General features: G+C 70.2%; 14 protein-coding genes and 1 riboswitch. Of the genes, 8 read left to right on the forward strand and 6 right to left on the reverse strand.

Annotated features, from left to right (window positions below; genetic code table 11):
- Nucleotides 1-306 precede the first annotated feature (306 nt).
- Nucleotides 307-418, reverse strand: a riboswitch (SAM riboswitch).
- A gap of 145 nt (nucleotides 419-563) precedes the next feature.
- The 3 genes from ATL40_RS08335 to ATL40_RS08345 all read left to right on the forward strand — a co-directional run bounded on the left by ATL40_RS08335 (nucleotide 564) and on the right by ATL40_RS08345 (nucleotide 2,838).
- Nucleotides 564-1,115 carry a flavin reductase family protein gene (locus ATL40_RS08335; RefSeq protein ID WP_098469139.1) on the forward strand — a complete coding sequence of 184 codons (552 nt, stop codon included), beginning with the start codon at nucleotides 564-566 and terminating at the stop codon, nucleotides 1,113-1,115.
- 152 nt (nucleotides 1,116-1,267) lie between these two features.
- Nucleotides 1,268-1,915 (forward strand): hypothetical protein, encoded by a 648-nt coding sequence (locus ATL40_RS08340; RefSeq protein ID WP_098469140.1) that lies wholly within the window; start codon nucleotides 1,268-1,270, stop codon nucleotides 1,913-1,915.
- A 305-nt stretch (nucleotides 1,916-2,220) separates the two neighbouring features.
- Nucleotides 2,221-2,838, forward strand: coding sequence for a hypothetical protein (locus ATL40_RS08345; RefSeq protein ID WP_143556906.1), 618 nt, complete (start codon nucleotides 2,221-2,223; stop codon nucleotides 2,836-2,838).
- 262 nt (nucleotides 2,839-3,100) lie between these two features.
- On the opposite strand, the gene ATL40_RS14715 is transcribed toward ATL40_RS08345, so the two are convergent.
- Nucleotides 3,101-3,946, reverse strand: a complete 846-nt coding sequence (locus tag ATL40_RS14715; RefSeq protein WP_143556907.1) for a hypothetical protein — start codon at nucleotides 3,944-3,946, stop codon at nucleotides 3,101-3,103.
- 328 nt (nucleotides 3,947-4,274) lie between these two features.
- Between ATL40_RS14715 and ATL40_RS14720 the strand changes: the two genes are divergently transcribed.
- From ATL40_RS14720 to ATL40_RS08360, 4 genes are all read left to right on the forward strand, one after another.
- Nucleotides 4,275-4,481, forward strand: coding sequence for a hypothetical protein (locus ATL40_RS14720; RefSeq protein WP_143556908.1), 207 nt, complete (start codon nucleotides 4,275-4,277; stop codon nucleotides 4,479-4,481).
- Between the two features lie 87 nt (nucleotides 4,482-4,568).
- Nucleotides 4,569-5,240 (forward strand): hypothetical protein, encoded by a 672-nt coding sequence (locus tag ATL40_RS08350; RefSeq protein WP_098469142.1) that lies wholly within the window; start codon nucleotides 4,569-4,571, stop codon nucleotides 5,238-5,240.
- Nucleotides 5,241-5,271: 31 nt separating this feature from the next.
- Nucleotides 5,272-5,883, forward strand: coding sequence for a hypothetical protein (locus ATL40_RS08355; protein WP_098469143.1), 612 nt, complete (start codon nucleotides 5,272-5,274; stop codon nucleotides 5,881-5,883).
- A complete protein-coding gene (locus tag ATL40_RS08360) occupies nucleotides 5,880-6,539 on the forward strand; it encodes a hypothetical protein (RefSeq protein ID WP_098469144.1) in 660 nt (219 codons plus the stop codon). Before ATL40_RS08355 ends, ATL40_RS08360 begins: the two co-directional genes overlap by 4 nt.
- Before the next feature lie 54 nt (nucleotides 6,540-6,593).
- Here the strand turns inward: ATL40_RS08360 and proB are convergent, their stop codons facing one another.
- The 5 genes from proB to ATL40_RS08385 all read right to left on the reverse strand — a co-directional run bounded on the left by proB (nucleotide 6,594) and on the right by ATL40_RS08385 (nucleotide 13,422).
- A complete protein-coding gene (gene proB / locus ATL40_RS08365; protein WP_098469145.1) occupies nucleotides 6,594-7,724 on the reverse strand; it encodes a glutamate 5-kinase in 1,131 nt (376 codons plus the stop codon).
- Nucleotides 7,721-9,250 (reverse strand): GTPase ObgE, encoded by a 1,530-nt coding sequence (gene obgE / locus ATL40_RS08370; RefSeq protein WP_098469146.1) that lies wholly within the window; start codon nucleotides 9,248-9,250, stop codon nucleotides 7,721-7,723. The genes proB and obgE overlap by 4 nt, the downstream gene beginning before the upstream one ends.
- Nucleotides 9,251-9,390: 140 nt before the next feature.
- Nucleotides 9,391-9,639, reverse strand: a complete 249-nt coding sequence (rpmA, locus tag ATL40_RS08375; protein WP_098469147.1) for a 50S ribosomal protein L27 — start codon at nucleotides 9,637-9,639, stop codon at nucleotides 9,391-9,393.
- Between the two features lie 34 nt (nucleotides 9,640-9,673).
- Nucleotides 9,674-9,982, reverse strand: coding sequence for a 50S ribosomal protein L21 (gene rplU, locus ATL40_RS08380; protein ID WP_098469148.1), 309 nt, complete (start codon nucleotides 9,980-9,982; stop codon nucleotides 9,674-9,676).
- A 170-nt stretch (nucleotides 9,983-10,152) separates the two neighbouring features.
- A complete protein-coding gene (locus ATL40_RS08385) occupies nucleotides 10,153-13,422 on the reverse strand; it encodes an Rne/Rng family ribonuclease (protein ID WP_098469149.1) in 3,270 nt (1,089 codons plus the stop codon).
- Between the two features lie 589 nt (nucleotides 13,423-14,011).
- Between ATL40_RS08385 and ATL40_RS08390 the strand changes: the two genes are divergently transcribed.
- Nucleotides 14,012-15,502, forward strand: coding sequence for a cytochrome ubiquinol oxidase subunit I (locus ATL40_RS08390; RefSeq protein WP_098469150.1), 1,491 nt, complete (start codon nucleotides 14,012-14,014; stop codon nucleotides 15,500-15,502).
- The last annotated feature ends 16 nt before the right edge of the window (nucleotides 15,503-15,518 follow it).

Consider the following 15,518-nt stretch of genomic DNA (forward strand, 5'->3'; position numbering starts at 1 on the left):
GGCAGGGGCGATGTGTGGGGGCACGCGCGCTCGCTCGCGCCATTTGGGCGCGGGGCGCATCGGGGTGCGCCTGAGGTGCGCGGCGGCGTGCCGGGGTTGTGTGGGTACGACGACGGTGGGGGCTGGTCTGGCCAGCAGGTGCGAGGAGCCCGTGGGCCTAGTCGCTGAACCGCACCGCCGTCAGCGCATACACAGGCATGCCATCGGCATGCCACACATCGAGGACGTGGTGGAGTGTCGCAGGGTTGGGGTCTGCACTCGCGTTGCCATCGTGTCCAGTTCCTTCGGGGTTCCCCGCCGTGGCGGGGTGAGCGCTTGCACTGGCAGGTAGCCAGCGCCTGGTCGTCACCCGGGGCACCCCGCCGCAGAGGAGGGTTGCCGGCCAGCTAGCCGGGGCTGTGTGCTGGCACTCAAGACCGTGACGCTCACGCTAGGGCGGATTGAGTTGTCGTGTCAACTCTCTGCGCGTGTGACGCGCACCGCGTGTTCCACCCTCTCGTCCATCATGTGGAACGCCTCACGAACCCCTGCACGTGGACCTGTGACGGTCGTAGTTTCGATGCATGAGCCCGTCAGCCCCCTGCAGCACGCGGCAGCGCCCCGCCGAGGCCGTGGACGCCACCGCGTTCAAGGACCTCTTCCGCCGCCACCCGGCCGGGGTGGCGATCGTGACGCTGGAGGGCCCCGACGGCCCCGTCGGATTCACCGCCACCTCGGTGATCTCGGTGTCCGCCGAACCGGCCTACCTGGCCTTCTCCATCGCCCAGGCTTCCTCCTCCTATGGCGCGCTCGCGACGGCGTCCAGCGCCGTGGTCTCCTTCCTCGCCCAGGACCAGGCCGAGTTGTCGGTGCGGTTCGCGACCTCCGGGATCGACCGGTTCGCCGACCAGCACGTGGCCTACCTCCCCACCGGCGAGCCGCGCCTCGCCGACGTCGACTCCTGGGCCCGGATCGAGCTCACGGAGCGGGTGACCGCCGGGTCCTCGCTGTTGGTGGTGGGCCGGGTCACCGACCTGGTTGACGACGGCGCAGCCGACCCGGGCGCACCGGCCCGCCTGGTGTACGTGGACCGGACCTATCACCGAGCGGACGCCGCGAGTCAGATCGCGCCGTAGCGCGCAGGCGTGCGGGCGTGCGGGCGTGCGGCCTTCGGGGCCGGTGTTCAGTGCGGCTCTCGGGGCCGTTGTCCACAGGGCGTGATGCCCGTTCCCCCACACCACGCGGATTCCCCCTAGCCTGACGACCACCGGCTATCGAGGGGGACGCGATGACGCTTGGCACGATTCGACCGCGCGGATGGACTGTCCGCCTGACCGCAGCCGGGCTGGCCGTGGGGCTGCTCGGCGCCTGCTCCGGCGGGGACGACGCCGTCGAGACCACGGCACCCGAGACCACCACGGCCACCAGCGCGGAACCGACGACCGCCGAGCCCACCACCCAGGAGCCCACTGAGACGGACTCCCCCACGCCCACGGAGTCCCCCAGCTCCGAATGGACCGAGGAGGAGCAGGCCCTCATCGAGGAGGCCGAAGCTGCCTACCTCGCTGGGCTCGCGGCCTACAACGACGCCGCCCAGGAGGGATTCAGCGAGCAATCCGGGATCGACGAGGTGATGTCGTACTACACGGGCGAAGCGAGGAACATCATCGCGCGCGAGATCTCCCTCTACGTCGAGCAGCAAAGGGTCCTCGTCGGGGCGGTTCGCGCTGACGGTATCGAGCCGATCGCCGTCAGCCCGGAGTCCGTGTCTCTCCGGGTGTGCACGGACACGACCGAGATGGACTATCTGATTGCCGGAGAACCGTCTGAGGGACGCGGCCAGCGCATCGAGATTGTCGAGACGCTACAGCGGGGAGAGTCCCAGGTTGTCTGGGAGATTTCCGCCTCCGAGATCGAGGAAGGCGCCTTGTGCTGAGTCGGGCACTGGTCACGCTGCTGAGCGTGATCCTCGCAGCAGTGATCGGCGCTCCGTCTGCGCACGCAGACGCCAGCGGAGATTGCGACGCAAACGGCCGCTTTGCAAACTGCGACCTCGACTCGCGAGCTCCATGGCAACCGCCACCGGAAAACGCCATCACTCCAATAATCGAGGACGGAGAGTCCGGTGATCCCGGAAAGCCTCGGGTTTGCCGATCCAACTCAACACGAGTGGAGATACCGTGCGAGGTGGGCGGTCTAGTTTGGCTCTCGTCCTCCAACTGCTACGTCGACCCAGTGCCCGTGAGTCTCGATGCGGACGGCAACGGCGGGATGTTCCGGTGCTACATCGGCGGCCCCGAGCAAGGTGCGGGCGCCAACTTCATCCTGATCTCATTGCCGGTCGCGCCACCGGCGACGACACCGCCGTCCCCAGCGTTGCTGGCGCAACGCGCGGTCGACTCGATGCAGTTACGGGCGATCGACATCGGCATGGCGCCCGAGCCCGACAACGCCGACCCGAACATCCTCATCCGCATGCCCAACCAGGTCTTCGCGGCCGACTCCGGCCCCGAGACCACCGGCCCGAACTCAGCCGAGGCCTCCGCCGGCGGCATCACCGTCACCGCGACCGCTGAACTCGCCTCGGTCACGGTCGACCCGGGCGACGGCAGCGCCACCACCCCCTGCACCACCGACCAACTCTCCACCAGCACCCGCGCCCTCGAGGGCGCCGACGTCTGCTCGGTGGTCTGGGAACGCACCAGCACCGCGCAGCCCGGCGGAACCTACGACCTCGCCGTCACCTCCAGCTGGCAAGTCGAATGGAGCGGCGGCGGCGAGGCCGGAACGATAGCGTTCGACCTCGTCAACACCCGCCCCGTCGCCGTCATCGACCGCAAGGTCAACCTCGTCCCATGAACAACAAGGGAAGGGGCCTGCAGCGATCACTCGAATCCCGCGACCAGGCCTTGCCCCTCCTTTGACCGGAACAGAAGTTCACCGGACGAGGCCGCTGATTGCGTCGACGTCACCGCCAGGCCTCGGCCGTGATTCTGCCTTGCGTGCGCGAAAATGCGCCATGTGCAGTTGTGGTGGGCATACTGATTCCGAGCGCGCTCAGTCCGGGTGATGGCGCATCTTATTCACCCGAGCGAAGGCCACCTGAGGCCCCCTTGTATCGTCACCACACTCCGCGAGCTCGCCATTTCTGCACAAGTTCGTCCTCGATGATTTGCTCCGTGAGTCGAGATTGGCTGTCAAGCGAGAAAGTCCCACTGAAGTCGCGCCGCAGGATCCCGATCGCCGGGATAAGGAGATAGCGGACAGCCGCAGGGTGCCGCCAAAGATCTGCAGACGTGACAGAACCAATCACGGCAACAACGGCACGACCCTCTCGCATCGGAAGCGACGACCTCGAGAGCGCCGCAGCCAAGGTCTCAGCAGCAACATTGAACGCCAAGGGGTCTGCCACTTCTTTGATGGTTTTGACCGTGTTTCCAGACCTTGCGCGAGGATGACGCACCTCTTTGAACACCGTCGACTGCGAACCGGGGAACGCAGCAATGTCTGACGATCTCGGCGCTGCTGTCGGGCGGGTCTTGTCCCAAGCACCGAGAGTCGCGGCGAGAGCACTACTCCAGAAGAAACCGCTTGCCCGATCGGGTCGACCCGCGAAGGCCTGAACCTGTCTAGCGACGTCACTCCAGCTCGTTCGGCAGGTCAAGCCCTCCAATAAGGGCACCCAGTCAACCTTGCTCGACTTCGGAATCAAGTGAACGATGCGAAGGACATCCCGCACCGCAACATCGACGATGCGCTGCTCGATCTGCGAACACTGCTTCTGCGGAGTCGCAGATGCAACCGGCTGCCAGTCCTTCCTACGGACGGACTCGCCAGCGACTGGGTCGGCGGAGACACTTCTGAAGGGAGAGCCGAACAGTCTCGTGAGCTCGGCGTCGAACTTCTCGGGCTTTCCACACGACTTGAAGGCGGCCATCAAGATGTTCTTCTGATGCACCATTCCCACGCAGTGACAGTTGCACCCGACCCGCTTGGCACTCTGGCACGGCGCGCTGTGATTCACGGGGGCTGGCTGAGCGGTCATGATGCACGGGTCCTCACTGCCCCTCGGGAGGGGCCACCTCTAATGATCCCAAATTGTTCCTGAGCGCCGATACTACACTCACTCCCCCTCTAAGGTCATCATGAACTCCCAGCGTCCAGTTACCGTCGGGCAGGGGTCGTGGTGAGCCTGCGCCTTCGTTGCCGCGTGTCGCCGTACTCGCCTCGGTCACGGTCGACCCAGGCGACGGCAGCGCCACCATCCCCTGCACCACCACACAACTCTCCACAGCGTGCGCGCCCTCGAGGGACTCGACATCTGCTCGATGGGCTGGGAGCGCACCAGCACTGCGCAGCCCGGCGGAACCTACGACCTCACCGTCACCTCCAGCTGGCAAGTCGAATGGAGCGGCGGCGGCGAAGCCGGAACGATGGCGTTCGACCTCGTCAACACCCGCCCCGTCGCCGTCATCGACCGCAAGGTCAACCTCGTCCCCTGACCAGAGGCTTGGCCGCATCATCACCGACCCTCCCCGCCGCGGGCCCCGCGGAGTAGCCTGCATGGCACCTGCCGCAGGGAGTGCAGGATGGCTCATAGGACACGGTTCGGCCGCGCAGGCGCTGCGCGCACGAGGAGTGCCAGGTGCGCGACCCGCGCGTCGTGCGCCACGCTCGCGGCCGTCGCGACCCTCGCCACCACGGCGTGCACCCCGGGTGAGCCCTCCTCGTCAGCGCCACCCACGCCGTCGGCCAGCGCGCCGTCGGCCCTCACGCCGTCCCCCGACCCCAGCACGATCGCCATCGGCACCTGGTGGAACGCCGACGAACTCGCCTTCATCGCCGAGGCCACCGCCTTCTACCGCGCCACCTTCGATCAGCTCATCGCGGGCATGCAGCGCCGCTACGCGGACCCCGAGCACGTCGCCGCCCTCGTCGCGGTGCACACCGCCAAGGCGCGCGAGGACCTGCTGGAGGAGATCCGCCTCGCCCGGGAGGACGACCTCACCCTGATCGGCACCCCGCGCCTGACCCACACCGCCGTGCGCTCCCTGGTGGCCTCCCCGGTGGTGTCCGCGATCGTGCTCGAGGTCTGCGTCGACTGGTCGCCCACCGGCAGCGGCCGCGCCGTCGAGCCGCTGACCGTCACGATCATGCGCTCCGCCGACGGCGCCCTGCGCATCCGCGCCATCCAGGGCGCCGACGACGTGCCCTGCCCGGCTCGCGGCGACCCCTTACGCCCGGGCACACCCCAGGAGTAGCGTTCCGGGCACATGCTGCAGGGGGTGCAGGATGACTCGCAGGACGGGAACCGGCCGCGGGGGTGCGGCACTCGCGACATGCGCAGGCATCGTCGTCGGCATCCTCGCGGCCTGCACCCCGGGTGCCGATCCCACCCCGAGCCAGCCCGCGCCGTCGGCCACCTCCACCGCAACGGTCGCGCCGACCCAGTCCGCGGGCCCCTGGTGGAACGAGGAACAGCGCGCGTTCCTGGAGCAGGCCACCGCCTTCTACCTCGACCTGCACGAGCGCTATCTCCTGGCGATGGCGACCGGGTTCGCCGACGAGGGCAACACCGCCGCGCTCCTGGCGGCGCACGCCGACCAGGCCCGGGAGGCCCTGCTGACCGAGCAGCGCCAGGCACTGGAGGACGAGCTCACCTTCGCGGGCAAACCCGAGATCGCGATCCTGGGGGCCTCCTCGCTGAACCTCACCGACTACGTCTCCGGGGTGGTGCTCGAGGTGTGCCTGGACTGGTCGCCCGTGCAGTTCACCGTGCGAGGCGAACCCGTCGAGCAGGGCGAGCTGGGCGTCACGCAACTGCGCGAGTCGATCGTCCGAGCGCCCGACGGCACGCTGCGGCTGCACGCCAGCGAGCCGGTGGACGACCTGGATTGTCCATGAGCCACCGGTCCGCGGCCGCGACATTCACCGCCGGGACCCTCACCGCCGGGATACTGAGCGCCGGAATGCTGAGCGCCGGGATGCTGCTGGGCTGCACGCCGGGCGCTCCGCCCCCAGCACCGCAGCCATGGATCGCACCCGCCACGAACGCGCCCACCCACTCCCCGGTGGGGACCTCCACCGGCCGAGGCACACCGGTGGCCGTCGACGACGCCGTCGCCTTCACCCTGGAGACGCTCGCGCTCTACGTTGCGGGGGCGCAGACCGGCTTCGAGGAGGGCACGACGGCGCAACTCACCTCCCGCCACGCCGGCGCCTCGGCCGCGCAGCTGGCGGAGGAGATCGCGCACCTGCGCCGGGAGGGCGTGCGTCTTCACGGGGAACCGGCCGTCACCAGGGTGCAGGTCGCTGCGGCGCGCCGGAGCACCTGGCACCAGGAGCGCGCCGAGGACGGCACGCTCCTCGCCTCCGCCTGGCACGAGCGGATCGTGGTGGACCTCTGCCTGGACTGGGCGGACACGGAGATCCTGCGCACGGGAGACGGCTGGGGGCGGCACGGCCTCGGCGCCGAGAGCGCCCGGTACACGCTCACCCGCGTGCAGGGCGGGGATTTCGCCGTGCGCGAGCATCAACCCGCGCCGGAGGCGACCTGCTGAGCCGTGCGCCGGGAACCCGCCCGACCCCGCCTGGCCCCACCTCACTCGGCGCCCTCAGCGCGTGCGGTGCACCTTCGGCCGCAGCACCACGAGGTCGTCGCGGTGCACCACGGGCCGGTCGGCGCCGAACCGCTCCCGCAGCACGCCGCTCGAGAGGCCCAGCCGCTCCGGGAGTTCCTCGCTGCCGTAACCCGCGAGTCCGCGCGCCACCACCGACCCCGTGGGGGTGAGCAGTTCCACCGGGTCGCCGGGGTCGAAGGTCCCCGAGACGTCCACCACGCCCGCGGCGAGCAGGGACCGCTTGCCGTCCGTGATCGCCGCCACCGCGCCGTCGTCCAGCATCAGCGACCCGCGGGTGGAGGCCGCGTGCGCGAGCCACAGCCGCCGGGTCCGGGGCCGCGCATGCGTCGCCTCGAACCAGGTGCCCACGTCCTGACCCGCCAGGGCCGGCGCGATGTCCCGCGCCGCGGCCACCAGGGTCGGGATCCCGGCGCCGGTGGCCGTCATGGCGGCCTCCACCTTGGTGGTCATGCCGCCGGTCCCCACGCCACTACCGCGCTGGGAGACCTCCACGCCGTCCAGCTCGCCGGGGTGGGCGACCACGGAGATCCGCCGCGAATCCGCCAGCCGCGGGTGCCCGGTGTAGAGGGCATCCACATCGGTGAGCAGCACCAGCGCATCGGCCTGCACCACGTGCGCCACCAGCGCGGCGAGCCGGTCGTTGTCGCCGAACCGGATCTCGTCCGTGGCCACCGTGTCGTTCTCGTTGATGACCGGCACCATGCCGAGCGCGAGCAGCCGCTCCAGCGCCCGCTGCCCGTTCTTGTACTGGGCGCGCCGGATCACGTCCTCCGCGGTCAGCAGCACCTGCGCCACCGTCAGCCCGTGCGCGGCGAACGCGCGGGTGTAGTGCGCCACGAGCAGCCCCTGCCCCACGCTCGCCGCCGCCTGCTGCGTGGCCAGGTCCCGCGGCCGCGTCGTCAGGCCCAGCGGCGCGAGCCCCGCGGCGATCGCGCCGGAGGAGACCAGCACCACCTGGGTGCCCGCGGCGAAGCGACCCGCCACCGCATCGGCGACGGCGGTCACCGCCCCCGAGTCCAGTCCGCCACCGGAGGCGTCGGTCAGCGAGGACGAACCGATCTTCACCACGATGCGGCGGGCGCCGCGCAGGGCGGCGCGGCTCACGAGTCGTCGCCCTCGACGTCCGGGTCGGCCCACACCCCGAGGTCCCGCTCGCGCTCCAAGCGCTCGCGCGCCGCGGCGTCCGAGGCCATCCGGGCGGCGTACTGCTCGCGCCGCTCCCCCGTGGTGCGGCGCTGCGGACCGTCCAGACGGATATCCGTCCCGCGCGGGGCCAGCAGCTCCGCGCCGGTGGCGATCGTGGGCTCCCAGTCGAAGACCACACCGCCCTGCACGTCCCCGATCACCACGGTGTCGCCGGGCAGTGCACCCGCCTTCGCGAGCTGCTCCTCCACACCGATCCGCGCGAGCCGGTCCGCGAGGTAGCCCACGGCCTCGTCGTTGGCGAAGTCGGTCTGACGCACCCACCGCTCGGGCTTGGAGCCGCGCACCTGGTAGGCCTCGCCGTCCGGCGTCTTCACGCGCTTGACGGAGAACTCCGCCTCGTCCCGGCCCCGGGGGCGCAGCACCACGGGTGCGGCCTCGGGTTCGGGGCGCTCCGCCCGCACCTTGGCGACCAGCTCCGCCAGGGCGAAGGAGAACTGCCGCAGCCCGGCGTGGGAGACCGAGGAGATCTCGAACACCCGGTAGCCGCGCGCCTCCAGGTCCGGGCGCACGATGTCGGCCAGGTCCTGGCCGTCAGGGATGTCGGTCTTGTTCAACGCCACCAACTGCGGGCGCTCCAGCAGCGGCACGTCGCTGCCGGCGATGTCCAGGTCCGGGGCGTACGCCTCCAGTTCCGCCAGGATCGCGTCCAGGTCGCTGATGGGGTCGCGCTGGGACTCCAGGGTGGCGCAGTCCAGCACGTGTACTAGCACCGCGCACCGCTCGATGTGCCGCAGGAACTCCAGGCCCAGGCCCTTGCCCTGGCTCGCACCGGGGATCAGGCCCGGCACGTCCGCCACGGTGAAACGCTCCTCGCCCGCCTGCACCACGCCGAGGTTCGGCACGAGGGTGGTGAACGGGTAGTCGGCGATCTTGGGCCGCGCGGCACTCATGGCCGCGATCAGGGAAGACTTCCCGGCGCTGGGGAAGCCCACGAGCGCCACGTCCGCCACCGACTTCAGTTCCAGGACGACCTCGGCCTCCTCGCCGGGCTCACCCAGCAGGGCGAACCCGGGGGCCTTGCGCTTCGGGGAGGCCAGGGCCGCGTTCCCGAGCCCGCCCTGCCCGCCGCGCGCGATGACGAGGCGGGTGCCGGCACCCATGAGATCAGCGAGCACCTCGCCGTCGCGGGTGCGCACCACGGTGCCCTCGGGGACCTTCAGCTCCACGTCCGCGCCGTTGGCGCCGTGCCGCATATCGCCCTTGCCCTGGGTGCCGTTCTCCGCGGTGCGGTGCGGCCGGTGGTGGTAGTCCAGCAGCGTGGTGGTCTGCGGATCGACCACGAGCACCACGTCTCCCCCGTTGCCGCCGTTGGCCCCATCGGGCCCGCCGAGCGGCTTGAACTTCTCGCGGTGCACGGACGCGCAGCCGTTGCCGCCGTCACCGCCGGCGGCGAACAGGACGACTCGGTCGACGAATGCAGCCACGTTCTCGTTCCTCCACATCAGGGGTCCGGCCGGTCCGGCCGGTCAGGGGTGGGGCGATCACCGGTGGGTGAGCGGACCCGGATACGCCGTGAGGGGCGCACCGCGTGTGCGGTGCGCCCCTCACGGACTTGAAGCCTTGATCAGGCCACGATGTCGACCACGCGACGCCCACGGCGGGTGCCGAACTGCACGGCACCGGGCTGCAGGGCGAACAGCGTGTCGTCGCCGCCGCGACCGACACCCTCACCCGGGTGGAAGTGCGTGCCGCGCTGACGGACGATGATCTCACCCGTCTTGACGACCTGGCCGCCGTACCGCTTCACGCCGAGGCGCTTGGCGTTGGAGTCGCGACCGTTGCGAGAGGAGCTTGCGCCCTTCTTGTGTGCCATGAGCACACCCCTTTCTGCTGGGAGCCGCGGGGGCTCAGGCGATCGCGGTGACCTTGAGGCGCGTCAACTTCTGACGGTGCCCCTGGCGCTTGCGGTAGCCGGTCTTGTTCTTGAACTTCATGATGGTGATCTTCGGGCCCTTCTCGTCCCGAACGATCTCCGCCGAAACCGTGACCTTCTCCAGATCCTTGGCTGCGGAGGTGACCTTCTCACCGTCCACGAGGAGGAGGGGGGTCAGCTCGACCTGGTCGCCGACAGCACCGGTCACCCGGTCCATGACGACGATGTCACCGACGGTCACCTTCTCCTGACGGCCACCCGCCTTGACGATCGCGTACACCACGTTGCATCTCTCCTCTACGACTGCTGCGCATCGAACCCGCCGCGGCACAGGGCGCACCCGGCAGTGGCTGCAGCAGCTTGGCTTTGCGGCACGCGGTAATCCACACGCGCCGACGTTCAAGAATACGCAGCCGGACCGACCGGGTCAAACTGACCCGGTCGGGACGTACGTCAGGACGTGCTCGCCTCCTGATCGGCGGGCTCGTCCTCGGTCTCACTGGCCTCGTTCTCGGCCGGTGCGGCCTCAGCGGAATCCGGCACGACGGCGTCGCTCACCTCGGCCGGCTGGCTCGCCTCGGCCTGCTCTGCCTGAGGTACGGGCGCCGGCTCGGCCGGGGCTGCGTCGTCGGCCACAACCGACTCCACGCCCTCACCCGACTCCGCGTCCTCACCCGTTTCCGCGTTCTCGGCCGGCTTCTCGTCGTCGTGCGCGTGCTGCGCGGCGGCGGCGATCTGCGCGAGTGTGGCCTTCACGGCGGCGCGGGCGGCGTCATCGGGCTCCGGCGCGTTGCCGGCCGAGGCGCCTGCGCTCGACCCGCCATCGCCGTTGCCGCCCCGGGAGGAACGACGACGACCACCACGCGAACGCCCGGACTCCTCCGGGGCGCTTTCCTCGGTCTCCACGTGCGCGTGCGGCTCGGAGGAGGTGATGAACCCCCGGCCCTTGCAGTGCTCACAGGGGGTGGAGAAGGCCTCCACGAGACCCTGCCCCACCCGCTTGCGGGTCATCTGCACCAGCCCCAGCGAGGTGACCTCGGCCACCTGGTGGCGGGTGCGGTCCCGGGCGAGGCACTCGATCAGGCGGCGCAGCACCAGGTCGCGGTTGGACTCCAGGACCATGTCGATGAAGTCGACCACGATGATCCCGCCGATGTCGCGCAGCCGCAGCTGCCGGACGATCTCCTCCGCGGCCTCGAGGTTGTTCTTCGTGACGGTCTCCTCGAGCGTGCCGCCCGAGCCGGTGAACTTGCCGGTGTTGACGTCCACCACGGTCATGGCCTCGGTGCGGTCGATCACCAGCGAGCCGCCGGAGGGCAGGTAGACCTTGCGGTCCATGCCCTTGGCGAGCTGCTCGTCGATCCGGGTGGAGGCGAACACGTCACCGGGGCCGGCCCACTTGGTCAGGCGCTCGGCGAGGTCGGGAGCCACGGAGCCGAGGTACTCGCTGATCGTGGCCCACGCCTCCTCGCCGGCGACGGTCAGGGAGGCGAAGTCCTCGTTGAAGACGTCGCGCACCACGCGCAGCGCGAGCTCGGGCTCGGACTTCAGCAGCAGCGGCGCCTTCTTTCCCTTGCCGCTCGCCTTCGCCTGGATCGACTCCCACTCGGAGGTGAGACGCTCCACGTCGCGACGCAGTTCGTCCTCGCTGGCGCCCTCGGCGGCGGTGCGCACGATGACGCCCTGCCCCTCGGGGACGATCTCCTTCAGCAGCTTCTTCAGCCGGGCACGCTCGTTGTCCGGGAGCTTGCGTGAGATGCCGGTCATCGCACCGGAGGGCACGAGCACGAGGTAGCGGCCCGCGAGGGTGATCTGCGAGGTCAGTCGCGCACCCTTGTGGCCGATCGGGTCCTTGGTGACCTGCACGAGCACCTGGTCGCCGGACTTCAGCGCCTGCTCGATGCGGCGCGGCTGCCCGTCCAGGCCCGCGGCCTCCCAGTTCACCTCGCCGGCGTACAGCACGGCGTTGCGGCCACGGCCGAGGTCCACGAATGCGGCCTCCATGCTCGGCAGCACGTTCTGCACGCGGCCGAGGTACACGTTGCCGACCATGGTGGTCTGCTTGGCCTGCGCCACGTAGTGCTCCACGAGGACGCCGTCCTCGAGCACCGCGATCTGCGTCATGTTCTCGCGCTGGCGCACCACCATCGAACGCTCCACGCTCTCGCGGCGCGCGAGGAACTCGGCCTCGGTGAGGATGTGGCGGCGACGGCCCGCGTCGCGGCCCTCGCGGCGGCGCATCCGCTTGGCCTCCAGGCGGGTGGAGCCCTTCAGCGCGGTCACCTCATCGCGTGCGCGGGCGGCCTCGTCGCCCTCCTCGCTGCGGCGACCGCGGCGACGGCGACGGCGACGGCTGCTGGAGCCCGAGGACTCACCGTCGGTCTCGTCCTTGGTCTCGGCAGAGCCGTCGGTGTCATCGTTCGAACCGGCGTCCTCGGATCCCGAGGCCTGGTCGCCCTGCTGGCCACCCTGGGCCTTGCCGCCCTGCTGGTTACCGCCCTGCTGGTTACCGCCCTGGCCGGCGCCGGAGTCGTCGGCGCTGCCGCCTCCAGAGCCGCCGCGCTTGCGGCCACGGCCACCGCGGCGACGACGGCGCTTGCGCGGCTGGCCGGAGCCCTCGCCATCGCTGCCCTCGCCATCGCTGGCGTCGCTGTCCGACTCGTCGTCGGAGTCAGCGTCGTCGGAGTCAGCGTCGTCGGAGTCACTGTCCTCGGCGTCGTCGCTCTCGGAGTCAGCACCCTCGGAGTCGTCGTCCGTGGCCTCGTCGGCGTCCACCGCGGTCTCCTCCTCGGCGGCCTCCGGGGTCACCTCGCCGGTGGACGTGTCAGCGGCAGCGTCGGCGGCGGTCCCGGTCTGCGCGGCCTGCTCAGACTGCTCGGCCAGGTCAGCCTGCTCGGTCTCGCCGTCGGGCTGCTCCGTGGCCTTCTTCTTGCCGCGGCCACCCTGACCCTTGCCCTTGGTGCCCTTGCCACCCTCGCCCGCGCCGTCGGACTTCTTACGGGTCGACTTCTTCGCCGCCGCCTTCTGCTCGCCCTGCTTCTGCTCGCCCTGCGGGGCGTCGGGTGCCTGGCCCTGCGTCGCCTGGGCGGCGTCCGCATCCGAGGAGGCTGCGGCGTCGGGCTTCGGCTCGACCTTCTTGCGCTTGCGCTTGGCGGGCGCCTGGAAGAGCAACGCGGTGGCGGGCAGGCGGGGATCGTCGGCCTCGCCGTCGTTCACGGGAGCCTTCTCCGGGGCGCCGGCCTGCTCGGGTGCGGCCGTCGGTTGGGTGGCCTCCACCTTGGGCGCCTGCGCGCTGCGGCTGGCGCGGCGGCGAGGAGCGCGGGTGGTGGCCGGCTTCTCGGCCGTCTCGGAGGACTGCCCGGAGGTCGACCCCGCGCTCTGCTCGGGCGTTTGCTCGGCAGCCGGCGACTCCTCCTGGGCGACCTTCGACGTCGACCGCTTCGCAGCAGCCTTCGCGGCCGGCTTGGTGGCCGGCTTCGCCTCGCCCAGACCGAAAGCGGCCAGGACGTCGACCTGCTGCTCCGGGTCGCGCTCAGGCGTTGCCTGGGGGCGGGAGGAGAAGGTGGTGTGCACCGTGATCTCGTGGGTCGCACCCTCGGCAGACGCGGAGGGGGTGACCACACCGGTGGTGGCGCGGCGACTCCCTCGGCGGCGTGGGGTGCGCCCGGCGCCCGTGGATTCCTGGGCGCTGCTGGTTTCCTGCGTTGTGCTCTCGTCAGCCATCGTGGCTCCATCCGACAGCTCACCCGCCACACCAAACCTCGGGCGCCTGCCGGCCGGTCGTCGATCCTCGGAATTCCCGGGACCGAAAGTTCTCGTGTGCCCCAACTGGGGCCGGCGCCTCCTGGCCGATCATCCGCGCACGAACGCCGAAGCGGTGCGATGCGGACGAGGAGCCGGAGATCCCGCCGGACCTGCGCGGCGGTGTGACCCGCGCCAGCCACCATCGAGTATCGCACAGGCGGTGTCACCGGCCCGACTGCCACGCCGCCCGCGCCGATCCGGCCGCCCCGCGCCCCGCGAGCGAAACCGCGCCCCGCGCCCGCCCGCCCCGCCCGCTAGACAGCACCCCGCGCCCGCCCGCCCCGCCCGCTAGACCCCGCCCCGCGAAACCGTGCCGCGTGCTCCGAGACCGTGCTCACCGGCCACGTGCTCGGCGCGGAAGTCACGTGTTCGGCGCAGCCCCGCGGCCAGGCCCGATACACCCGGGACCTTGGTCCTTCCTGACAACACGACAGGACAGTACGTTGGCCGCACCGTACGATCGAAAACGTCCCGCGTCGGCTGCGGGGGTCGACGCGACAGGAGCAGCATGGAAGCCCTAGAACTGGCCCGGTGGCAGTTCGGAATCACCACCGTCTACCACTTCATCTTCGTCCCACTCACGATCGGGCTCTCCACGATCGTCGCGATCATGCAGACGATCTGGCACCGCACCGGCAAGGAGCACTGGCTCCGCATCACCAAGTTCTTCGGGCGCCTGCTCCTGATCAACTTCGCGATCGGCGTGGTCACCGGAATCGTGCAGGAGTTCCAGTTCGGCATGAACTGGAGCGAGTACTCCCGGTTCGTGGGCGACGTGTTCGGTGCGCCGCTGGCCATGGAGGCCCTCGCGGCCTTCTTCGTGGAGTCCACCTTCCTCGGCCTGTGGATCTTCGGCTGGGAGCGTCTCTCGCGCCGCGTGCACCTGTTCTGCATCTGGATGGTCGCCTTCTCTACCACGCTGTCGGCCTACTTCATCCTCGCGGCCAACTCCTTCATGCAGCACCCGGTGGGCGCGGAGTGGAACGAGGAACTCGGGCGCGCCCAGCTCACCGACATCGGTGCCGTGCTGACGAACCCGACCACCCTGGCCGCCTTCCCGCACGTCATCACCGCCGCGTGGCTCGTGGGTGGCACGTTCGTGGCCGGTATCGCCGGCTGGTGGATCGTGCGCTCGGTGAAGAAGGGTGACGTGGAGACCGCCAAGACGGTCTACCGCCCCGCCGCCTACGTCGGCCTGATCGCGATCATCGTCGCCGGCATCGGCGTGGGCCTGTCCGGCGACCAGCAGGCCAAGGTCATGTATGACCAGCAGCCCGGCAAGATGTCCGCCGCGGAGTCCCTGTGCTACGGCACCGAGGGCGCCTCCTTCTCGGTGCTGACGATCGGTAACCTCAACGACACCGACAACTGTGACGACGTCCACCACCTCATCGAGATCCCCTACCTGACCTCCTTCCTCGCGACCGGCCACTTCACCGGCGAGGAGAGTTACGTGCCCGGCACGATCGAGGTGCAGGAGCGCTTCACGCAGGAGTTCGCCGAGGAGTACGGCGAGGACATGCAGTACATCCCGAACCTCATGATCAGCTACTGGTCCTTCCGGTTCATGATCGGGTTCGCCGCGTTCTCCGCGATCCTGGCGCTGTGGGGCCTATGGGTGCTGCGCGGCGGCCGGGTCACGGACAACAAGTGGTTCGGCAGGTTCAGCCTGCTGGCCCTGCCGATGCCGTTCCTCGCGAACTCCTTCGGCTGGATCTTCACCGAGATGGGCCGCCAACCGTGGGTGGTGGTACCGAACATCGACGCGACCGGCGACATCGCGATCCACATGCGGACCGCCGACGGCGTCTCCACCGTCGTCTCCTCCGGCGAGGTGCTGTTCTCGATGGTGGCCTTCACCGTGGTCTACGGGGCGCTGGCCGTGGTCTGGTACAAGCTGCTGAAGAAGGACGTCCTCAAGGGCGCCGAGCCCGTGCCGGAGCCGGCCACGGCCTCCGACCACGACGACGCCCCCAAGCAACTCGACTTCGCGTACTGAGCCAGGAAGGACTCTC

Origin of the sequence: Serinibacter salmoneus (assembly GCF_002563925.1) — a bacterium.
Taxonomy (GTDB): Bacteria; Actinomycetota; Actinomycetes; order Actinomycetales; family Beutenbergiaceae; genus Serinibacter; species Serinibacter salmoneus.